The sequence below is a fragment of the Mycobacterium sp. OAE908 genome (assembly GCF_017872775.1).
Classification (GTDB): Bacteria; Actinomycetota; Actinomycetes; order Mycobacteriales; family Mycobacteriaceae; genus Mycobacterium.
Map to the genome: position 1 here is coordinate 5,057,600 of NZ_JAGGJL010000001.1, position 20,489 is coordinate 5,078,088.

A 20,489-nucleotide genomic window follows, 5' to 3' on the forward strand; every position below is an offset into this window, starting at 1 on the left:
TGTGACTGCGTCCGGCTACCAGACCGGGCCCGTGTACTTCTCGCCCGGACCCTGCCCGGGTTCGTCTGGCGCGGCACTGGATTCCCGGAACGCCAACTGGAGAGTCTTCAGCCCGTCGCGCACCGGCCCGGCGTGCGGACCGAGATACTCCGCAGACGCGGTGACCAACCCCGCCAGCGCGGTGATCAGCCGGCGCGCCTCGTCGAGATCGCGCTGCGGACTCTCGTCAGGGTCGTCCGCCGAAAGCCCTAGCTTCTCCGCGGCGGCGCTCATCAGCATGACCGCCGATCGCGTGATGACCTCGACGGCGGGAATCTCGGCGAGTTCACGAATGTTAGGAACGTCGGTCATGCCTGCTAGACTCGCATGCGCGACCGTCCCGGCGTACGCCAGGGACAGCAAGTGGAGTCCCACTCCCACCGCTGACCATACCGGCTCAGCGGTCCGGTCACAGGCATCCGTGCCTGTCCTGGTCGGCTTTGGGCCCTGCTTTGAGCAGGGCTTTTCTGTTCGATTGAGCAGAGTGGCTGATGGCGTGGGCTCCTCGAGGACAACATAGGAGGCCCCATCAGCACTGAGACCCGCGTCAACGAGCGCATTCGAGTCCCTGAAGTCCGCCTGATCGGACCAGGCGGCGAGCAGGTAGGCATTGTGCGCATCGAAGACGCCCTCCGCGTCGCCGCGGATGCCGATCTCGACCTTGTCGAAGTAGCCCCGGATGCCAAACCGCCGGTTTGCAAAATCATGGACTACGGCAAGTTCAAATACGAGACGGCTCAGAAGGCACGCGAGTCTCGCAAGAATCAGCAGCAGACCGTCGTCAAGGAACAGAAGCTGCGACCCAAGATCGACCCACACGACTACGAGACCAAAAAGGGCCACGTGGTCCGCTTCCTGCAAGCGGGGTCGAAGGTCAAGGTGACGATCATGTTCCGCGGACGCGAGCAGTCGAGGCCCGAGCTGGGCTACCGACTGTTGCAGCGGCTGGGCGCCGACGTCGCCGACTACGGCTTCGTCGAGACCTCGGCCAAGCAGGACGGCCGCAACATGACGATGGTGCTGGCTCCGCACCGCGGCGCGAAGACTCGCGCCAAGGCGGCGCACGACGCAGATGCCCCGCCCGCGCAACGCGCAGAGCCGGCCCCGGCCCCCGCGGCGGCACCACCAGAAGCTCCAGACGTAACGCAGAACTGAAAGAGGACACATGCCAAAGGCGAAGACCCACAGCGGCGCTTCCAAGCGGTTCCGGCTGACCGGCACCGGCAAGGTCGTGCGCCAGAAGGCCAACCGTCGGCACCTGCTCGAGCACAAGCCGACCAAGCGCACCCGTCGCCTGGACGGTCGCACCGAGGTGGCGGCCAACGACACCAAGCGCATCAAGAAGTTGCTGAACGGCTAAGTAGCCCAGCCCTGTACGACCCCCGACGATTAGGAATCTCCCATGGCACGCGTCAAGCGCGCAGTGAACGCTCAGAAGAAGCGGCGCACAGTACTCAAGGCATCCAAGGGCTACCGCGGTCAGCGGTCGCGGCTGTATCGCAAAGCCAAAGAGCAGCAGCTGCATTCGTTGACCTACGCCTACCGCGACCGGCGTGCCCGCAAGGGTGAGTTCCGCAAACTGTGGATCTCCCGGATCAACGCGGCGGCCCGCGCCAACGACATCACCTACAACCGGTTGATCCAGGGCCTGAAGGCCGCCGGTGTCGAGGTGGATCGCAAGAACCTCGCCGAGATCGCGGTCAGCGACCCGGCCGCGTTCACCGCGCTGGTCGAGGTCGCCAAGGGCGCGCTGCCCAGTGACGTGAATGCGCCATCCGGCGAGGCCGCCTGACGCTCACCGAGCGCTCCGCACGGGTGGCGGCCGCGGTCAAGCTGAACCGCCACATCGGACGACGCCGCGCCGCACGCTTTCTCGCCGAGGGACCCAATCTCGTCGAGGCAGCGTTGCGGCGCGGACTCGTTTCTGAGGTATTCGCCACCGAATCCGCGATGAGCAGGTTCGGCGCCATGCTCGCCGACACCCCGGTGCATCTGGTGACGGAGCGTGCCGCAAAAGCGTTGTCCGACACCGTGACTCCGGTCGGATTGGTGGCGGTGTGTTCGGTGCCTGAGACGACGCTGGACGACGTGCTTGCCGATTCGCCGAGGCTGGTGGCTGTCGCGGTGGAGATCTCTGAACCCGGTAATGCCGGCACACTGATCCGCATCTCCGACGCGATGGGCGCCGACGCGGTGGTGCTGGCCGGGCACAGCGTCGATCCCTACAACGGCAAGTGCCTACGGGCCTCGGCGGGCAGCATCTTCTCGATCCCCGTGGTCTCCGACGACGACGCCGGTGCCGCCGTCGGTGCGCTGCTCGGCGCGGGCCTGCAGGTGTTGGCCACGACCGTCGACGGCGAGCTCAGCCTCGACGACGCCGACCTTTCGCCGCCTGCGGCATGGTTGTTCGGGCCCGAGGCGCACGGTCTGCCAAGCGAATTGGCGGCAATGGCGACGCATCGGGTGCACATTCCGATGCCGGGCAGTGCGGAGAGCCTCAACGTCGCGTCCGCCGCCTCGATATGCCTGTACCAGAGCGCACGCGCGCACCGACGTTAGGCGCCGAGTGGCCAGTTATGCCACGCAAATCGCCGAAAAGCGACCAACAAGTGGCCACTCGACAGTGCGTTTCTGTCGTACCCGCGTGCCATTGTCTGCCCATGAGCGACTCGCTACAGGTCAGGGGTACCGATCTCCGTTACCTCGTCACCGCGTACCTGTTCGACCATGGCCCGGCCACCGTCGATGAATTGGTCGACGCGCTGGCCTATCACGGCTTCCGCACCGCCGGACGCGCGTCGAAGGCGGTCTCCGAGGCTCTGCGTCGGGAGATCGCCCACGATCGGGTAATACGACCCGAACGTGGCCGATACCTTCCCGGATACATGCCGCGGTCCACTGAGGAACGGATCTACAAGCGCGTTCAAGAATTACATGGCAAAGTCGCTGGCTTGTCGCTGTCTGCCCGCCCGCCGCGTACTGCCTAGCCGCCGCTCAGCAGCCCCTTGGCGACGTGGGTGATCTGCACCTCGTTGCTCCCGGCGTAGATCATCAACGACTTCGCATCGCGCGCCAGTTGCTCAACCCGGTACTCGGTCATGTAGCCGTTGCCGCCGAACAGTTGCACCGCGTCCATCGCGACGTCGGTGGCGGCTTGCGAGCAGTACCACTTGATCGCCGACGCCTCAGGCAGCGAAATCGACACGCCCTTCTGCGCTGACTCGATAACCCGAAACAGGATGTTGCGCACGTTCATTCGCGCGACTTCCATATTCGCGAGCTTGAGCTGGATCAGCTGGAACTGGCCGATCTCTTGGCCCCACAGCGTCCTGCTCTTCGCGTAGTCGACGCACAGCCGCAGACACTCCTCGATGACGCCGAGTGCCATCGCCGCGACCCCGATCCGTTCGGCCGAGAAATTGGACCGCGCACTGGCCCGACCGTCGCCCGCCGCGTCCTCGGTCTCACCGAGCAGCCGATCCCGACCGAGCCGGACGTTGTTGAAGAACAACTCACCGGTGCGCGAACTGTGAATTCCCATCTTGCGGAAGGGTTTTGACTGGACGAAGCCCTCCATGCCGCGATCGAGGACGAATGTCAACACCTTGCGGTCGCGCTTGGGGACGCCGTCACCCTCGTCGAGTTTCGCGTACACGACCACCACGTCGGCGTCGGGCCCGTTGGTGATGAATGTCTTCTGCCCGTTGAGGATGTAGTCGTCACCATCGCGCACCACGTAGGACTTCATGCCGCCGAAAGCATCCGAACCGGAGTCGGGTTCGGTGATCGCCCACGCGCCGATCTTGTCGTACGTCACGAGATCGGGCAGCCAACGCTCCTGCTGCGCCAGCGTGCCGCGGCCCATGATCGTCGGCACCGTCAAGCCCAGCGAAACACCCATGCCGGTGACGATGCCCATCGACACCCGGCACAACTCGCTGACCACGACGAAGCCCATTCCGCCTGAGCCCTCACCGAACATGCCGCCGCCTGAGGACGTCTTGCCCGACGACACGCCACCCTCGCTTAGTTTTGCGAGCCGCTTGTTCAGCGAGTCGCGCGCCATCTCCGCGATGCCGAACGTCGCGAACAACTTGCGGATGATGGGGTAGGGCTCCATCTCGCCGCTTTCCAGCGCGTCGACGTGCGGACGAATCTCTTTGTCGACGAACTCGCGCACGGCATCGCGCACAGCAACATCGACGTCAGACCATTCCAGCATGCCTTCAGGCTGCCTTACCGCGTCCACGCGCGGGGCGCAGCCCTGCCAACGAGAACGTCGTGTGCACCAGCGACCCGGCTCGATCGAGCAGAGACTTGCGCTGCGGCTGGTAGTGCATGGGCAGACCGTGCCGGTCGCGTGGCGGGGCCATGAACGCAGGCGCCTCGACCAGGGGCGCGTCGGCGGGCAGTCGGCCCTCCGCGCGTCGGTAGGCCGCCAACGCCCGCGGATGTAACCGGATCTCGTCCGGAACGGCGACGAACGCCAGCTCGACGAGCTTGCCGAACAGCCTCAGCAGCACCTCGTCACCGGGTGTCCAGCGCATGCCTGCCTTCTCCCGCACCGCTTCGTCGAACAATCCGGCGGCGATCCAGCGCTGCGCGCCGACCATCGGGCGCAGCAGTTGGTCCCACACCGGGGTCGGCATCAGCACGAACCACGGCTTGGGGATGCGGATCGTGAAGATGTCGAGGGTGGCCTTGTTGATCTCGAGCTCCTCGCTGCACTTGCGTTCCCAGTACTCCTGGAATTCCTCCCACGACGTGGGCACCGGCCGCATGCTCATGCCGTACATCCGGTACCACTGCACATGCTCGTCGAACAACTGACGCTTCTCGGCCTCGGTCAGTCCGCCGCAGAAATACTCGGCGGTCTTGATGATGAGCATGAAGAACGTGGCGTGCGCCCAGTAGAAGGTCTCGGGGTTCAGCGCGTGATAGCGACGGCCTTCGGCGTCGATGCCCTTGATCGTCTTGTGATAGCTCTTGATCTGCTCGCCGGTCTGGGAAGCGCGCTCGCCGTCATAGACGACGCCCATGATCGGGTACACCGAGCGGGCGACCCGCTGCAGCGGCTCGCGCAGCAGGATCGAATGATCTTCGACGCCGGCGCCCAGTTCGGGATACATGTTCTGGATCGCGCCGATCCACACGCCGAGCATGCCGGTGCGCAGGTCGCCGAAGTACTTCCACGTCAGCGAGTCGGGGCCGAGAGGGTTGCCGTCGTTTGCGGTCGTCGTTGAGCGCACAGTCCAACGATAATGTTGACAACACACGTTGTCTACGATTTGACGGCGCGTGGCGGCACAGCGTTACTCACCCTCCATCGGCGCGCCACACGCCTGTGACCAGGATGTTTAGCCATCGAATCTGCCTCCATTAGGCTGACGGCTGTGGATGATGTCGAGTCGATCGACGAGCGACCCGTCCCACAATCATCCGGCCCGAGGGGTTGGCTGAAGAGCACCAATCACAACCCGGCTGTCATCGCGTTCCTGCGCCGGGCGCGGCGGGCATTGCCCGGTGATCCCGATTTCGGAGATCCGCTGTCAGCCGACGGTGTTGGGGGCCCGCGTGCGGCGGCGCGGGCCGCTGATCGTCTGCTGGAGCGGGAGGCCGCCTCGCGCGAAGTCAGCCTTGGCGCATTGCAGGTGTGGCAGGCGCTGACGGAGCGGGTGTCGGGAAAGCCGGCGAATCGCGAGGTGACGCTGGTCTTTACGGACCTGGTGGGCTTTTCGTCGTGGTCGTTGAGTGCCGGCGACGAGGCGACGCTGAAGTTGTTGCGCCGGGTTTCTCAGGTGGTCGAACCACCGTTGCTCGAGGCGCGCGGCCAGATCGTCAAGCGGTTGGGCGACGGCATCATGGCGGTGTTCGCCGAGCCCATCACCGCCGTGCGGGCCGCGATCGCCGCTCGCGAGGCGGTGAAAACTGTTGAGGTGGAAGGTTATACGCCGCGGATGCGAGTTGGCGTCCACACCGGCCGCCCGCAGCGGATCGGTTCGGACTGGCTCGGGGTGGACGTCAACATCGCCGCGCGGGTGATGGAGCGAGCCACCAAGGGCGAACTGGTGGTGTCAGGGGCGACGCTTGACCGGATTCCGGACGAGGACTTCGCCACTCTGGGCGTGACGGCGAAACGGCTTCGCAGGCAAGTCTTTACGGCCAAACAGGACGGCGTCCCCGCCGACCTCGCCATGTACCGCTTGAGAACTCGCAGGCAGTTGCCAGGTGCTGAACAAGACGAGGATGACGCCGCCGGCGCATAGTTGGTGAAGATGTTGCTCCGACTGCTCGCCCAGCTGGCCCGGGTCCGCGCAACCGCGGCGTATGCGGTCGTCGTGACCTGTGTCACGGTTGCCCTGTACGGCCTCGGTCCGCAGGTGCAGGACTGGGTGGTCCGTCATGTCAGCACCAACCTCCACAACCTCAGCCATGGGCATTTGAGCACGCTGCTCTACAGCGCGTTCGTCATCGATGCCGGACCGATCTACGTCTGGCTGCCCGGGCTGGTCTGCCTGCTAGCTGTCGCGGAGTTGATGTGGGGCAGCGGCCGATTGGTCGTGGCGTTCGTAGTGGGGCACCTCGGTGCCACGCTGCTGGTCGCCGCGGGCCTGACCGCAGCGGTGAAGCTGACGTGGCTACCGGTGTCGGTCAGTCGCGCGACGGACGTCGGCATGAGCTACGGGGCCGTGGCGGTGCTGGGCTCGCTGACCACCGCGATCCCTCGGCGCTGGCGGCCGGCGTGGATCGGCTGGTTCGTCGCGGTCGGGGTCGCGATGGTGGCCGTCGGCCGTGACTTCACCGACGTCGGACATGCGGTGGCACTTGCCTTGGGCATGCTGCTGTCGGCACGCTTCGGCCGCCCGCACGACTGGACGCGGGTGCGGTTCGCGCTGCTTCGGGTTGCGGCGGCGTTCGGCTTCCTGGTGCTGGGCAGCACCGACCTGCTGATGGCCACCGCGGCAGGCCTGGCCGGAGCGGTGATGGCTGAGGCGCTCACGCGACGCCGCAAGGCCCGGGCACCGGCACGTAATGCGTGCGAGGCCACAACAGGCGATCGCGTACGATCGCCGGGTGGCTGATCAGGCAGGAGACCTGTCCGAAGAGTCGCTGACCAAAGCCGTCAGCGCGGCCCAGCATGCGTTCGATCTGGCCGCCGATTTGGATGAGCTCGCGCGCGCAAAGACCGAGCACCTCGGCGATCGCTCACCGATCGCGCTGGCGCGCCAGGCTCTTGGGTCACTGCCCAAGGGCGATCGCGCCGACGCAGGCAAGCGGGTCAACGTAGCGCGTACCGAGGCGCAGCGCGCCTACGACGATCGTCTTGCCGCGCTGCGGGCCGAGCGCGACGCCGCTGTCCTGGTCGCCGAGCGCATCGACGTCACGCTGCCGTCCACCCGCCAGCCGATCGGCGCCAGGCACCCGATCACCATCCTCGCCGAGCACATCGCCGACACGTTCGTCGCAATGGGCTGGGAGCTGGCCGAGGGGCCCGAGGTCGAGACCGAGCAGTTCAACTTCGACGCGCTCAATTTCCCGCCCGATCACCCGGCGCGCAGCGAGCAGGACACCTTCTATGTCGCTCCAGACGGTTCGCGCCAGGTGTTGCGCACGCACACCTCGCCGGTGCAGATCCGGGCGCTGCTGGAGCGTGACCTGCCGGTGTACATCATCTCGATCGGCCGCACGTTTCGCACCGACGAGCTCGACGCCACCCACACCCCGGTCTTCCATCAGGTCGAGGGGCTGGCAGTGGACAAAGGGCTGACGATGGCGCACCTGCGTGGCACGCTCGACGCGTTCGCCCGCTCGGAGTTCGGGCCCGAGGGCCGCACCCGGTTCCGCCCGCACTTCTTCCCGTTCACCGAACCGTCCGCCGAGGTGGACATCTGGTTCCCCAACAAGAAGGGCGGCCCTGGCTGGGTGGAATGGGGCGGTTGCGGCATGGTCAATCCAAATGTGTTGCGCGCCTGCGGCATTGACCCTTCCGTGTATTCCGGCTTCGCGTTCGGCATGGGATTGGAGCGCACCCTGCAGTTCCGCAACGGCATTCCCGACATGCGTGACATGGTCGAGGGCGACGTGCGCTTCTCGCTGCCGTTCGGGGTAGGGGCCTGATGCGGCTGCCGTACAGCTGGCTGCGCGACGTCGTGCAGGCCGGGGCTCCCGGGTGGGACGTGTCACCAGATGAGCTCGAGCACACCCTGATCCGGATCGGCCACGAGGTCGAGGAGATCATTCCCGTCGGGCCCGTCACTGGCCCGCTGACGGTGGGCCGCGTCACCGCGTTCGAGGAACTCACCGAGTTCAAGAAGCCGATCCGAGCGGTCAAGGTCGACGTCGGCGAGACCGAACCTCGCGACATCGTCTGCGGTGCAACCAACTTCGCAGTCGGCGATCTGGTGGTCGTGGCACTGCCCGGAACGGTGCTGCCCGGCGACTTCACCATCGCGACACGAAAGACGTACGGCCGCATCTCGGACGGCATGATCTGCTCGACCTCCGAACTCAACTTGGGCACCGACCATTCGGGCATTCTGGTGCTGCCTGGGGGCACGGCGGAACCCGGCACGTCCGCCGCTGACGTGCTCGGACTCGACGACGTCGTGTTCCACCTGGCCATCACGCCGGACCGCGGCTACTGCCTGTCGGTGCGCGGTATGGCCCGTGAGATCGCCTGCGCCTACGACCTCGACTACGTCGACCCCGCCGATGTGCCGCCACTGCCGGCCGATGGCGACGCCCTGCCCGTCACGATTCAACCCGGCACCGGTGTACTGCGGTTCGGGCTGCGGCCGGTGACGGGTATCGACCCGAAAGCGGTGTCGCCGTGGTGGATGCAGCGGCGACTGCTGCTGTCCGGGATCCGCGCCATCTCACCCGCTGTCGACGTGACGAATTACGTGATGCTCGAACTCGGTCACCCGATGCATGCCCACGACCGCAGCCTGATCACCGGCGGCTTGAAGGTGCGTTTCGCGGAGCCGGGGGAGACGGTCGTCACGCTCGACGACGTCGAGCGCAAGCTCGACCCCCGCGATGTGCTGATCGTCGACGACGTCGCGACCGCGGCCATCGGCGGCATCATGGGCGCGGGCACCACCGAGGTGCGTGACACCACCACCGACCTGATGCTGGAGGCAGCGGTGTGGGATCCCGCCGCGGTGTCGCGGACCCAACGGCGGCTGCACCTGACCAGCGAGTCGGGCCGTCGTTACGAGCGCACTGTGGATCCTGCTGTGTCCATCGCGGCCCTGGACCGGGCCGCCACGCTGCTGGCCGATATCGCAGGCGGCACAATCGAACCCACGCTGACTGACTGGCGTGGTGATCCACCGCGGGACAACTGGTCCCCGGCGCCGGTGAGCATGCCGGCCGACCTGCCCGCCCGCACCGCAGGCGTCGACTACGCCGAGGGCACCACGCAGCGCAGGTTGACACAGATCGGCGCCGACGTCGCGACTGACGGCGACCTGGTGACGGCAACCCCACCGAGTTGGCGGCCCGACCTGCGCGAGCCGGCAGACCTCGTCGAAGAGGTGCTGCGGCTGGAAGGCCTCGAGATCATCCCGTCCGTGCTGCCGCAGGCCCCGGCGGGACGCGGTCTCACGCCCGTGCAGAAGCGCCGCCGCGCGATCGGAAAGTCGTTGGCGCTCAACGGTTATGTCGAGATACTGCCGACGCCGTTCTTGCCGGCGGGCGTTTTCGATCAGTGGGGATTGCCGGCCGAGGATCCGCGACGCAACACCACCAAGGTGCTCAATCCGCTCGAGTCCGACCGTCCCGAACTGGCGACCACGCTGCTGCCGGGGCTGCTGGAAGCCTTGGTGCGCAACGTATCCCGAGGTGCCGTCGACGTTGCGCTTTACGCGATTCAGCAAGTCGTCGAGCCCACGTCGGAAATCCGTGCCGTCGAACGCATTCCGAACAATCGCAGGCCCACCGACGACGAGGTCGCCACGCTCGATGCCTCGCTGCCCCACCAACCCCAGCACGTCGGCATTGTGCTTGCGGGCCAGCGTGAACCGGCGGGTCCATGGGGACCCGGCCGGCCTGTCGAGGCGTCCGACGCGTTCGATTCGGTGCGTGTAATCGGCCGTGCCGCAGGCGTCGAGGTGACGCTGCGAGGTGCGCAACATCTGCCATGGCACCCGGGCCGGTGCGCCGAGGTAGTCATCGGTGATGGCCAGGACGCGTTGGTCGTCGGATACGCCGGACAGTTGCATCCGGCGGTCGTGGAACGTGCGGGCCTGCCCAAGGGGACCTGCGCGGTGGAACTGAATCTCGACGCGATCCCGCTGTCTGATCGGCTGCCCGCCCCGCGGGTTTCGCCGTTCCCGGCTGTCTTCCAGGACGTCAGCCTGATCGTCGCTGTGGATGTCGCCGCGCAGAATGTCGTCGAGGCGGTGCGCGACGGCGCAGGCGAGTTGCTCGAGGATGTTCGGCTGTTCGACGTCTACACCGGCCCGCAGATCGGAGATGGCCGCAAGTCGCTGACGCTCGCGCTGAGATTCCGCGCCGCCGATCGGACGTTGACCGAGGACGAGGCGAGCGCCGCCCGCGACGCCGCCGTCAGGGCCGCCGCAGACCGCGTCGGCGCCGTCCAACGCGCCTAGGTCATCACGCGTCGGCGCTGACCATCAGCCGGGCGGGGCTGCGGCCAAGCACCTGGCGCCACGGAATTTCGGCGACATCCTCCGACAGGTGCAAGGGGGGATCGGCGGCGAGCACGGCACCCACCGCCTCCTCGACAGCGATCTTGGCCAACGCGGTGCCCAGGCAATAGTGAGTGCCTGCACCGAAATTGAGCAGCTTGGCGGTATCCGGTCTGGTGAATCGGTCGGGGTCGAAGCGGTCTGGCTCGGGCCAGGCGGATGCATCGCGACATGCCGACGCGATACACAGAAACACCATCGACCCGACCGGAATCGTGGTGCCGTGTAGGTCAATCGGCGCCACGGCGGTGCGGGGGATTGCTGGGATACTCGGTTCCATCCGCATGGTCTCGCTGACAGCACTGGTGAATCGGGCCGCGTCGTCGAGAACTCCTGTCAAGTGGTCGCGGTGTTGCAGCGCGACCAGGATGCTGCACGGGATCTGACTGCCCGCCGTATCATGCCCGGCGACAAGCAGATTGGTGATCATCGTCACCGTTTCGGCGTGGGTCAGGCGCTCCCCGTCCGACTCGGCAGCGAGCAGTGAGGTGATCAGATCGTCGCCGGGGTCCTTGGCGCGTCGGCGGGTCAATTCATCAACGTAGTCCTGCATCTCAACGATCGCGGTGGTCGCATCGGCGATCTGTTCGGGCGTCATGACGAAGAACACGGGGCTCAGCGCTTCGGCCCACTTGGTGAACACCGCGTCGTCGCCGTCCGGCACTCCGAGCAGTCGACAGATCATGCGGGTGCCCAGTGACGAGGTGGTGAGCAGGTCGCCGGTCTCTTGGGCCGCGGCGACGGCGTCGTGCGCCATCTGGGCAGCGCTTCCGCGAAGTGCCGCGACAGAGCGGGGCGTGAACGCGCGCGACACCAGCGATCGGATGCGGCGGTGGTAGTCACCTTCGGTGGTGAACATGACTTTGGCGTACCAGTCGCGCAGGGGGCCGTCGGCGATCCCCATCATGTCGAACAAGATCAGCCCGATGCCCTCGAGGCGCGGATCGTGGGCCAACGTTTCGACGTCGTGCTGGCGCAGGACGATCGTGGCGCCGGTGGCGATGTCGGTGGCCAGCGGCCCTTGCTCCGCTGCATCTCGCAGCATGCCGTGCAGATTGGCCGCAAACGACCCGGTCAGGTCGACAGGTGTGAGTACAGACGCAGTCACGATTCCCCCCGGAAGTTGCCGTCACGCACAGTATGAGGGCCCCACGTCGTCCCAAACGGCCGAACGCGGGCCCTGCTTGGTAAATCAATTTGCGACACGCTGCATAACCATGCAGAATCGCTGCATGACGTCTGTCGCGGTCGCCGGTGCCAGCGGATATGCCGGTGGCGAGATCCTTCGGCTCCTGCTCGGCCATCCGGCCTACGCGGACGGCAGGTTGACCATCGGCGCGCTCACCGCCGCAGCCAGCGCGGGCACGACACTGGCCGAACACCACCCCCACCTGCTGCCACTGGCGGGCCGGGTTCTCGACGCGACCGATATCGACGTGCTGGCAGGCCACGACGTCGTGTTCCTCGCCCTGCCGCACGGGCATTCCGCCGCGCTGGCCGAGCAGTTGGGCTCCGAGACCGTGGTCATCGACTGCGGTGCCGACTTCCGGCTCACTGACGCGACAGCATGGGAGAGGTTCTACGGCTCCGCGCACGCGGGCAGTTGGCCGTACGGGCTGCCCGAACTGCCAGGCGCGCGCGAGCAGTTGCGGGACGCCAAGCGGATCGCCGTGCCCGGTTGCTATCCCACCGCGGCGCTGCTGGCGCTCTGGCCTGCGATCGCCGAGGACCTGATCGAGCCCGCCGTCACCGTCGTCGCGGTCAGCGGGACCTCCGGTGCCGGCCGGGCGGCCAAGGTGGACTTGCTCGGCTCCGAGGTGATCGGATCGGCCCGTGCCTACAACATCGGCGGCAAACACCGCCACACTCCGGAGATCGCGCAGGGTCTGGCGGCGTTGACCGACAAGCACGTCACGGTGTCGTTCACGCCGGTGCTCATCCCGACGTCCCGCGGCATCCTGGCCACCTGCACCGCCCGCACATCGGCGCCGCTGTCGCAGCTGCGCGCTGCCTACGAAAAAGCTTACGATGCAGAGCCTTTCGTGCATCTACTGCCAGAAGGCCAGCTGCCGAAGACGGGCGCGGTGATCGGGAGCAACGCCGCCCAGTTGGCGGTGGCCCTGGATGAAGATGCGGGGATGCTCGTCGTCATCGCCGCCATCGACAACCTCGTCAAGGGGACCGGTGGCGCCGCCGTGCAATCGATGAACCTCGCATTGGGTTGGCCAGAGACGGAAGGACTTTCGATCGTGGGAGTGGCGCCGTGACCGATACCACCGAAACCACCCGGCTGGTGCGCACACAGGGCGTCACCGCGCCCGCAGGTTTTCGAGCCACCGGAATCGCAGCCGGCATCAAGGTGTCCGGCGCACTCGACCTGGCCCTGGTGTTCAACGAGGGGCCCGACTACGCGGCGGCGGGCGTGTTCACCCGCAACAAGGTCAAGGCTGCGCCGGTGCTGTGGTCGCAGCAGGTGCTGACCACGGGCCGGTTGCGCGCGGTGGTCCTCAATTCCGGTGGCGCCAACGCCTGCACAGGGCCACAAGGGTTTCAGGACACACACGCGACCGCGGAGGCCGTCGCCGCGGCACTGTCTGACTGGGGCACCGAAACCGGCGCCATCGAGGTGGCGGTCTGCTCGACCGGGCTGATCGGCGATCGGCTGCCGATGGACAAGGTGCTGGCCGGCGTCACCGAGATCGTGCACGAGTTGGCAGGCGGGCTGACCGGAGGCGAGGAAGCCGCCCGCGCCATCATGACCACCGATACCGTGCCGAAACAGGTTGCGCTGCACCACAGCGGCAACTGGACGGTCGGCGGCATGGCCAAGGGCGCGGGCATGTTGGCGCCGTCGCTGGCGACGATGCTGACGGTGATCACCACCGACGCGGTCGCCGACGCCGCGGCACTGGACCATGCCCTGCGCAACGCCGCGGCCTTGACCTTCGACCGCCTCGACGTCGACGGAAGCTGCTCCACCAACGACACCGTGCTGCTGCTGGCATCTGGAGCCAGCGAGATCACACCCAGCCAAAGCGAACTCGATGACGCGGTGCTGCGCGTGTGCGACGACCTGTGCGCGCAGTTGCAGGCCGACGCCGAGGGCGTCACCAAACGCGTCGTCATCACGGTCACCGGCGCCGCCTCCGAAGCCGACGCGCTGACAGCGGCCCGGGTGGTGGCACGCGACAGCCTGGTCAAGACCGCGCTGTTCGGCTCGGATCCGAACTGGGGCCGGGTGCTGGCTGCGGTCGGCATGGCGCCGGTTGCTCTCGATGCCGATCGGATCGGTGTGTCGTTCAACGGATCTCCGGTCTGTGTCGACGGCACCGGAGCCCCGGGCGCACGCGACGTCGACCTGTCCGGCGCCGATATCGACGTCACGATCGATCTCGGCGTCGGGTCGGATCGAGCGAGTATCCGCACCACGGATCTGTCGCACGGCTACGTCGAAGAGAACTCGGCGTACAGCTCATGACGCTCGCTACGCCGCTGAAGGCGCAGGTGCTCGCCGCGGCGCTGCCGTGGCTCAAGCAAATGCACGGCAAGATCGTGGTCATCAAGTACGGCGGCAACGCAATGACCGACGACGTGCTCAAGTCCGCTTTCGCTGCCGACATGGTGTTCCTGCGTAACTGCGGCATCCATCCGGTCGTCGTGCACGGCGGTGGACCGCAGATCAGTGCGATGCTCAAACGCCTTGGCATCGCAGGCGATTTCAAGGGTGGCTTCCGTGTCACCACACCCGAGGTGCTGGACGTGGCACGCATGGTGCTGTTCGGACAGGTCGGCCGCGAGCTGGTGGGCCTGATCAACGCGCACGGCCCGTACGCAGTCGGCATCACCGGCGAGGACGCCCATCTGTTCACGGCGGTGCGCCGCAGCGTCACGGTCGACGGCGTCGCGACCGATATCGGGCTGGTCGGCGACGTCGAGCGTGTCGATGCCGCGGCACTGATGGATCTGATTGCCGCAGGCCGTATTCCGGTGGTCTCGACGATCGCTCCCGACGCCGAGGGCGTCGTGCACAACATCAACGCCGACACCGCGGCGGCCGCGCTGGCCGAGGCGCTCGGCGCCGAGAAGCTCGTGGTGCTGACCGACGTCGAAGGCCTCTACACCAGCTGGCCCGACCGAGATTCATTGGTCAGCGAGATCGACACCGCGGCGCTGACGCAACTGCTTCCGAAACTGGAGTCGGGCATGGTGCCCAAGATCGAGGCGTGCATGCGCGCGGTGTCGGGCGGGGTGCCGAGCGCACACGTCATCGACGGCCGCGTCGAACACTGCGTACTGGTCGAGTTGTTCACCGACGAAGGGACGGGCACCAAGGTGGTACCGGCATGAGCACCCTCTTGCAGCGCTGGTCCGGCGTGATGATGAACAACTACGGCACACCGCCGCTCGCGCTGGCCAGCGGCGAGGGAGCCGTGGTGACCGACGTCGACGGCAAGTCGTATGTCGACCTGCTCGGTGGCATCGCGGTCAACATCCTCGGTCACCGCCACCCCGCGATCATCGAGGCTGTCACCCGTCAGCTCAACACGCTGGGACACACGTCCAACCTGTACGCCACCGAACCCGGTGTCGCACTGGCCGAATCGCTCGTCGGACTGCTCGGTGCTGACGCCAGGGTGTTCTTCTGCAATTCCGGGACCGAGGCCAACGAGGTCGCGTTCAAAATCACCCGGCTGACTGGGCGCACGAAACTCGTTGCCGCTCATGGTGCTTTTCACGGCCGCACGATGGGCTCGCTGGCGTTGACCGGCCAACCGTCGAAACAGGAGCCGTTCGAGCCGCTGCCCGGTGACGTCACGCATGTTCCGTACGGCGACGTCGCAGCGCTGGAAGCCGCTGTCGACGACGCGACCGCAGCCGTGTTTCTCGAGCCGATCATGGGGGAGGGCGGCGTGGTTGTTCCGCCGGCCGGCTACCTGGTCGCCGCGCGGGAGATCACCACCAAGTACGGCGCGCTGCTGGTGCTCGATGAGGTGCAGACCGGAATGGGCCGCACCGGAGCCTTTTTCGCACACCAGCACGACGGCATCACACCCGACATCGTCACCCTGGCCAAGGGGTTGGGCGGCGGGCTGCCGATCGGTGCGTGCCTCGCCGTCGGCAAGACCGCCGATCTGCTCACACCCGGTTTGCACGGCAGCACGTTCGGCGGCAACCCGGTCTGCACGGCCGCCGCGAATGCGGTGATCAAGGTGCTCGCCGACGGGGAACTGGTCGGCCGCGCCGACGTGCTGGGCAAGACGTTGTCGCATGGCATCGAGGCGCTGCATCATCCGCTCGTCGACTACGTCCGGGGCCGCGGTCTGCTGCAGGGTGTGGTGCTGACCGCTGACGCCGCCAAACCCGTCGAGGCCGCGGCCCGCGACGCCGGTTTCCTGGTCAACGCCGCTGCGCCCGATGTGATCCGGCTGGCGCCGCCGCTGGTGATCACCGAGGCGCAGATCGACGACTTCCTCACAGCGCTGCCTGGCGTGCTGGACAAGGGGGCCCAGGCGTGACCCGTCATTTTCTGCGCGACGACGACCTCACGCCGGACGAGCAGGCCGAGGTGCTGGCGCTGGCTCGTGAACTCAAGGCGAATCCGTTCAGTGCGCGACCGCTCGAGGGGCCGCGCGGCGTAGCCGTCATCTTCGACAAGAACTCCACCCGCACCCGGTTCTCCTTTGAGATCGGCATCGGACAACTCGGCGGACACGCCGTCGTGGTCGACGGTCGTAGCACGCAACTCGGTCGTGAGGAGACCCTCGAAGACACGGGACGTGTGTTGTCGCGGTATGTCGACGCGATCGTGTGGCGTACGTTCGCACAGGAACGCCTGAGCGCCATGGCATCTGGCGCCACGGTCCCCGTTGTCAACGCACTGTCCGACGAGTTCCACCCATGCCAGGTGCTCGCCGACCTCCAGACGCTCGACGAACGCCTGGGCACGCTGAACGGGCTGCGGTTGGCCTACTTCGGCGACGGCGCCAACAACATGGCGCACTCGCTGATGCTCGGCGGCGTCACCGCAGGCATCCACGTCACCATCGCCGCTCCCGCCGGTTTCGAGCCTGACCCACAGTTCGTCGCGGCCGCCGAGAAGCGTGCCGCCGACACCGGCGCGTCGGTGACGTTGACCGCGGATCCACATGCTGCCGCTGACGGCGCGGACGTGCTTGTCACCGACACCTGGACGTCGATGGGCCAGGAGAACGACGGACTGGATCGGGTGAGGCCGTTTCGGCCCTTCCAGGTCAACGCGGCGTTACTCGCTCGGGCACAGCGGAATGTGATTGTCCTGCATTGCCTTCCCGCGCACCGCGGATACGAGATCACCGACGAGGTGATCGACGGGCCGCACAGCGCGGTGTGGGACGAGGCCGAGAACCGGCTGCACGCACAGAAGGCGCTGCTGGTGTGGCTGCTGGAGCGGTCATGACTTCCCGAAGGCGAGCGCGAGTGAGGATCGCAGCGAGGTACGAGCGAGGACCGGTGGGCCCACGCCCGAAGGGCAGGGGACGAGTGGGAGTCGAGGCATGACGTCCGCGACCCGGGTCGGGCGGCAGGCGCGCATCGTCTCGCTGCTGTCGTCGCAGTCGGTGCACAGCCAAACCGAACTGGCCGCGATGCTGGCCGACGAAGGCATCGACGTCACGCAGGCCACGCTGTCACGCGACCTCGAGGAGCTCGGTGCGGTGAAGTTGCGGGGCGCGGACGGCGGCGTGGGCGTGTACGTCGTGCCAGAGGACGGCAGCCCGGTGCGCGGCGTCACCGGCGGCACCGAACGCATGTCGCGTCTGCTCGGCGAGCTGTTGGTGTCAACGGATGCCAGCGGAAACCTCGCGGTGCTGCGCACGCCTCCGGGCGCCGCCCATTACCTCGCCAGCGCGATCGACCGCGCGGCACTGCAGTATGTGGTCGGGACCATCGCCGGCGACGACACCATCCTCGTGGTGGCTCGTGAGCCGATGACCGGTGCTGAACTCGCCGCAAAGCTTGAAAGCATCCAACAAGGAGGAGATTAGGTTGCCAAAATCGGGATCCGAACGCGTCATCCTGGCGTATTCCGGTGGTTTGGACACCTCCGTGGCGATCAGCTGGATCGGCAAGGAAACCGGAAAAGAAGTGGTCGCGGTCGCCATCGATCTCGGTCAGGGCGGCGAGGACATGGAGGTCGTCCGCAAGCGCGCACTCGACTGCGGCGCAGTGGAGGCCGTCGTCGTCGACGCCCGAGACGAGTTCGCCGACGAGTACTGCCTGCCCGCGATCAAGTCCAATGCGCTGTATATGGACCGTTATCCGTTGGTGTCGGCGTTGTCCCGGCCGCTGATCGTCAAGCACCTGGTGGCCGCGGCCCGCGAGCACGGGGGCGGCATCGTCGCACACGGCTGCACCGGTAAGGGCAACGACCAGGTGCGCTTCGAGGTCGGATTCGCTTCGCTGGCACCGGATCTCGAGGTGCTTGCCCCGGTCCGCGACTACGCGTGGACGCGGGAGAAGGCCATCGCGTTCGCCGAGGAGAACGCGATCCCGATCAATGTCACCAAGCGCTCACCGTTCTCGATCGACCAGAACGTCTGGGGTCGGGCGGTGGAAACCGGATTCCTCGAGCACCTGTGGAACGCGCCGACCAAGGACGTCTACGACTACACCGAGGACCCCACCGTCAACTGGAGCACGCCCGACGAGGTCATCGTCGGATTCGAAAAGGGTGTGCCGGTGTCGATCGACGGCAAACCGGTCAGCGTGCTGCAGGCCATCGAGGAGCTCAACGAGCGCGCGGGTTCGCAGGGTGTCGGCAGGCTCGATGTGGTCGAGGACCGGCTCGTCGGCATCAAGAGCCGCGAAATCTATGAGGCGCCAGGTGCGATGGTGCTCATCACCGCGCACACCGAACTCGAGCACGTGACGCTGGAACGTGAACTCGGCCGGTTCAAGCGGACGACGGACCAGAAGTGGGGAGAGCTGGTGTACGACGGGCTTTGGTACTCGCCGCTGAAGTCCGCACTGGAGTCGTTCGTCGCCAAGACGCAGGAGCATGTGTCGGGAGAGATCCGGATGGTGTTGCACGGCGGGCACATTGCGGTCAACGGCCGCCGGAGCGCAGAGTCGCTGTATGACTTCAACTTGGCTACGTACGACGAGGGCGACACATTCGACCAGTCGGCGGCCAAGGGCTTCGTGCACGTGCACGGCCTGTCGTCGAAGATTTCCGCCCGCAGGGACCTCGCTAAATGACCGCGAGCGTGCGTGTCTGCACGTCGACACGCCGCATTTTGTGTACAACTGTGCACGCTCGCGCGGCATCGAGTGTGCAGATATGAGCACCAACGAGGGCTCACTGTGGGGCGGCCGGTTCGCCGACGGGCCGTCCGATGCCCTTGCCGCGCTGAGCAAGTCGACACACTTCGACTGGGTGCTGGCACCGTATGACGTCGCTGCGTCCAAGGCGCACACCCAGGTGCTGTATCGCGCCGGCCTGCTGACCGAAGAGCAGCGCGATGGCCTGCTGACCGGATTGGACAGCCTGGCCGAGGACGTCGCGGACGGCAGCTTCCGGCCGCTGGTCACCGACGAGGACGTGCACGGCGCGCTGGAGCGTGGCCTGATCGACCGGGTCGGCGAGGAGCTGGGCGGCCGGCTGCGGGCCGGGCGGTCGCGAAACGATCAGGTGGCCACGCTGTTTCGAATGTGGCTGCGCGACGCCGTGCGTCGAGTGGCCGACGGTGCGCTCGAAGTTGTCGCTGCGCTGGCGACCCAGGCCGCGGCGCACCCGACGGCCATCATGCCCGGCAAGACGCATTTGCAATCGGCGCAACCGGTGTTGTTGGCGCATCATCTGTTGGCGCACGCTCATCCGCTGCTGCGCGACGTCGACCGCCTGATCGACTTCGACAAGCGGGCGGCGGTGTCGCCGTACGGGTCTGGAGCTCTGGCGGGATCGTCGCTCGGTCTTGATCCCGACGCCATTGCTGAGGACCTCGGCTTTGAAGCCGCGGCCGACAACTCCATCGATGCCACCGCGTCCCGTGACTTCGCAGCGGAGGCAGCCTTCGTGCTGTCGATGATCGGGGTGGACCTGTCCCGGCTGGCAGAGGACATCATCCTTTGGAGCACAACAGAATTCGGCTATGTCACGCTGCACGACTCATGGTCGACGGGCAGCTCGATCATGCCGCAGAAGAAGAACCCCGACATCGCAGAGCTGGCACGCGGAAAGGCGGGCAGGCTGATCGGCAATCTCACCGGGTTGCTGGCGACGCTGAAGGCGCAGCCGCTGGCGTACAACCGCGATCTGCAAGAGGACAAGGAGCCGGTGTTCGACTCGGTGGCCCAACTCGAACTGCTGCTGCCCGCGATGGCGGGCCTGGTCGGGACGTTGCGCTTCGATGTCGACCGGATGGCGGAGCTGGCGCCACTGGGCTTCACGTTGGCCACCGATGTGGCGGAATGGCTTGTGCGCAGGGGAGTTCCGTTCCGCGTCGCACATGAGGCCGCGGGTGCGGCGGTGCGCGCGGCCGAGGCACGCGGCGTCGGTCTCGAGGATCTCGAAGACGCGGAGCTCGCCGACATCCATCCGGAGCTGACGGGAGAAGTGCGCGACGTGCTCACGGTCGACGGGTCGGTCAACTCGCGCGACGCCCGCGGCGGCACGGCCCCGATACAGGTCGCCAAGCAACTCGGCGTTGTTCGCGACACTGCTGACCGGTTGCGGATGCAGCTCAGGCGCTGACGACG

General features: G+C 66.8%; 21 protein-coding genes. 17 read left to right on the forward strand and 4 right to left on the reverse strand.

Translation table 11 applies throughout. From position 1 onward, the window contains the following. Positions 1-15 precede the first annotated feature (15 nt). Positions 16-351 (reverse strand): recombinase RecA, encoded by a 336-nt coding sequence (locus J3E61_RS24930; protein WP_192720449.1) that lies wholly within the window; start codon positions 349-351, stop codon positions 16-18. 216 nt (positions 352-567) lie between these two features. Here J3E61_RS24930 and infC point away from each other — a divergent pair, with 216 nt between their 5' ends. The 5 genes from infC to J3E61_RS24955 all read left to right on the forward strand — a co-directional run bounded on the left by infC (position 568) and on the right by J3E61_RS24955 (position 3,026). Then, positions 568-1,194, forward strand: coding sequence for a translation initiation factor IF-3 (gene infC / locus J3E61_RS24935; RefSeq protein ID WP_192722326.1), 627 nt, complete (start codon positions 568-570; stop codon positions 1,192-1,194). Positions 1,195-1,204: 10 nt separating this feature from the next. Then, positions 1,205-1,399 carry a 50S ribosomal protein L35 gene (rpmI, locus tag J3E61_RS24940; RefSeq protein ID WP_015306970.1) on the forward strand — a complete coding sequence of 65 codons (195 nt, stop codon included), beginning with the start codon at positions 1,205-1,207 and terminating at the stop codon, positions 1,397-1,399. A gap of 42 nt (positions 1,400-1,441) precedes the next feature. Then, positions 1,442-1,831 (forward strand): 50S ribosomal protein L20, encoded by a 390-nt coding sequence (gene rplT / locus J3E61_RS24945; RefSeq protein WP_015306971.1) that lies wholly within the window; start codon positions 1,442-1,444, stop codon positions 1,829-1,831. Positions 1,832-1,854: 23 nt separating this feature from the next. Then, complete coding sequence (locus J3E61_RS24950) at positions 1,855-2,598, forward strand: RNA methyltransferase (RefSeq protein ID WP_210085350.1); 744 nt, start codon at positions 1,855-1,857, stop codon at positions 2,596-2,598. Positions 2,599-2,699: 101 nt separating this feature from the next. After that, a complete protein-coding gene (locus J3E61_RS24955) occupies positions 2,700-3,026 on the forward strand; it encodes a hypothetical protein (RefSeq protein ID WP_192720448.1) in 327 nt (108 codons plus the stop codon). Here the strand turns inward: J3E61_RS24955 and J3E61_RS24960 are convergent. Together J3E61_RS24960 and J3E61_RS24965 are read right to left on the reverse strand one after the other, a co-directional pair. Next, a complete protein-coding gene (locus tag J3E61_RS24960) occupies positions 3,023-4,261 on the reverse strand; it encodes an acyl-CoA dehydrogenase family protein (protein WP_210085351.1) in 1,239 nt (412 codons plus the stop codon). The two genes, J3E61_RS24955 and J3E61_RS24960, sit on opposite strands and share 4 nt — an antisense overlap. A 4-nt stretch (positions 4,262-4,265) precedes the next feature. Next, positions 4,266-5,315, reverse strand: a complete 1,050-nt coding sequence (locus J3E61_RS24965; protein ID WP_210085352.1) for a DUF2236 domain-containing protein — start codon at positions 5,313-5,315, stop codon at positions 4,266-4,268. A 117-nt stretch (positions 5,316-5,432) separates the two neighbouring features. On the opposite strand from J3E61_RS24965, the gene J3E61_RS24970 reads away from it, so the two are divergent. Genes J3E61_RS24970 through J3E61_RS24985 form a run of 4 tightly spaced genes read left to right on the forward strand, consistent with a single transcriptional unit; the run spans position 5,433 to position 10,655 of the window. Continuing rightward, the gene (locus J3E61_RS24970) at positions 5,433-6,305 is read left to right on the forward strand and encodes an adenylate/guanylate cyclase domain-containing protein (protein WP_210085353.1); all 873 of its coding nucleotides are present in this window, start codon (positions 5,433-5,435) and stop codon (positions 6,303-6,305) included. A 9-nt stretch (positions 6,306-6,314) separates the two neighbouring features. After that, positions 6,315-7,121 (forward strand): hypothetical protein, encoded by an 807-nt coding sequence (locus J3E61_RS24975; protein ID WP_210085687.1) that lies wholly within the window; start codon positions 6,315-6,317, stop codon positions 7,119-7,121. Continuing rightward, positions 7,114-8,157, forward strand: a complete 1,044-nt coding sequence (gene pheS / locus J3E61_RS24980) for a phenylalanine--tRNA ligase subunit alpha (RefSeq protein WP_192720444.1) — start codon at positions 7,114-7,116, stop codon at positions 8,155-8,157. Before J3E61_RS24975 ends, pheS begins: the two co-directional genes overlap by 8 nt. Continuing rightward, positions 8,157-10,655, forward strand: a complete 2,499-nt coding sequence (locus J3E61_RS24985) for a phenylalanine--tRNA ligase subunit beta (protein ID WP_210085354.1) — start codon at positions 8,157-8,159, stop codon at positions 10,653-10,655. The genes pheS and J3E61_RS24985 overlap by 1 nt, the downstream gene beginning before the upstream one ends. Before the next feature lie 4 nt (positions 10,656-10,659). Here the strand turns inward: J3E61_RS24985 and J3E61_RS24990 are convergent, their stop codons facing one another. Next, a complete protein-coding gene (locus J3E61_RS24990; RefSeq protein ID WP_210085355.1) occupies positions 10,660-11,862 on the reverse strand; it encodes a cytochrome P450 in 1,203 nt (400 codons plus the stop codon). Between the two features lie 109 nt (positions 11,863-11,971). Between J3E61_RS24990 and J3E61_RS24995 the strand changes: the two genes are divergently transcribed. The 8 genes from J3E61_RS24995 to argH all read left to right on the forward strand — a co-directional run bounded on the left by J3E61_RS24995 (position 11,972) and on the right by argH (position 20,484). Further along, positions 11,972-13,021: an N-acetyl-gamma-glutamyl-phosphate reductase gene (locus J3E61_RS24995; protein ID WP_210085356.1), complete on the forward strand. Its 1,050-nt coding sequence runs from the start codon at positions 11,972-11,974 to the stop codon at positions 13,019-13,021. Further along, complete coding sequence (argJ, locus tag J3E61_RS25000) at positions 13,018-14,232, forward strand: bifunctional glutamate N-acetyltransferase/amino-acid acetyltransferase ArgJ (protein WP_210085357.1); 1,215 nt, start codon at positions 13,018-13,020, stop codon at positions 14,230-14,232. Before J3E61_RS24995 ends, argJ begins: the two co-directional genes overlap by 4 nt. Then, positions 14,229-15,101 carry an acetylglutamate kinase gene (gene argB, locus J3E61_RS25005; RefSeq protein ID WP_192720439.1) on the forward strand — a complete coding sequence of 291 codons (873 nt, stop codon included), beginning with the start codon at positions 14,229-14,231 and terminating at the stop codon, positions 15,099-15,101. The genes argJ and argB overlap by 4 nt, the downstream gene beginning before the upstream one ends. Then, entirely contained in the window at positions 15,098-16,270 is a 1,173-nt protein-coding gene (locus J3E61_RS25010; protein WP_210085358.1) for an acetylornithine transaminase, read from the forward strand. The genes argB and J3E61_RS25010 overlap by 4 nt, the downstream gene beginning before the upstream one ends. Beyond that, on the forward strand, positions 16,267-17,190 hold the full coding sequence (gene argF, locus J3E61_RS25015) for an ornithine carbamoyltransferase (RefSeq protein ID WP_210085359.1): 924 nt from the start codon (positions 16,267-16,269) through the stop codon (positions 17,188-17,190). Before J3E61_RS25010 ends, argF begins: the two co-directional genes overlap by 4 nt. Positions 17,191-17,287: 97 nt before the next feature. Continuing rightward, positions 17,288-17,776 carry an arginine repressor gene (locus J3E61_RS25020; protein WP_192720436.1) on the forward strand — a complete coding sequence of 163 codons (489 nt, stop codon included), beginning with the start codon at positions 17,288-17,290 and terminating at the stop codon, positions 17,774-17,776. Position 17,777: 1 nt separating this feature from the next. After that, positions 17,778-18,989, forward strand: a complete 1,212-nt coding sequence (locus tag J3E61_RS25025; RefSeq protein ID WP_192720435.1) for an argininosuccinate synthase — start codon at positions 17,778-17,780, stop codon at positions 18,987-18,989. Between the two features lie 82 nt (positions 18,990-19,071). Then, positions 19,072-20,484 carry an argininosuccinate lyase gene (gene argH, locus J3E61_RS25030; RefSeq protein WP_210085360.1) on the forward strand — a complete coding sequence of 471 codons (1,413 nt, stop codon included), beginning with the start codon at positions 19,072-19,074 and terminating at the stop codon, positions 20,482-20,484. Positions 20,485-20,489 lie beyond the last annotated feature (5 nt).

Coding starts and splice junctions, on each gene's coding strand:
- J3E61_RS24930 (WP_192720449.1), bottom strand. CDS start 351: ATGACCGACGTTCCTAACATTCGTGAACTCGCCGAGATTCCCGCCGTC.
- rpmI (WP_015306970.1), top strand. CDS start 1,205: ATGCCAAAGGCGAAGACCCACAGCGGCGCTTCCAAGCGGTTCCGGCTG.
- rplT (WP_015306971.1), top strand. CDS start 1,442: ATGGCACGCGTCAAGCGCGCAGTGAACGCTCAGAAGAAGCGGCGCACA.
- J3E61_RS24955 (WP_192720448.1), top strand. CDS start 2,700: ATGAGCGACTCGCTACAGGTCAGGGGTACCGATCTCCGTTACCTCGTC.
- J3E61_RS24960 (WP_210085351.1), bottom strand. CDS start 4,261: ATGCTGGAATGGTCTGACGTCGATGTTGCTGTGCGCGATGCCGTGCGC.
- J3E61_RS24975 (WP_210085687.1), top strand. CDS start 6,315: ATGTTGCTCCGACTGCTCGCCCAGCTGGCCCGGGTCCGCGCAACCGCG.
- J3E61_RS24985 (WP_210085354.1), top strand. CDS start 8,157: ATGCGGCTGCCGTACAGCTGGCTGCGCGACGTCGTGCAGGCCGGGGCT.
- J3E61_RS24995 (WP_210085356.1), top strand. CDS start 11,972: ATGCAGAATCGCTGCATGACGTCTGTCGCGGTCGCCGGTGCCAGCGGA.
- argB (WP_192720439.1), top strand. CDS start 14,229: ATGACGCTCGCTACGCCGCTGAAGGCGCAGGTGCTCGCCGCGGCGCTG.
- J3E61_RS25010 (WP_210085358.1), top strand. CDS start 15,098: ATGAGCACCCTCTTGCAGCGCTGGTCCGGCGTGATGATGAACAACTAC.
- J3E61_RS25020 (WP_192720436.1), top strand. CDS start 17,288: ATGACGTCCGCGACCCGGGTCGGGCGGCAGGCGCGCATCGTCTCGCTG.
- argH (WP_210085360.1), top strand. CDS start 19,072: ATGAGCACCAACGAGGGCTCACTGTGGGGCGGCCGGTTCGCCGACGGG.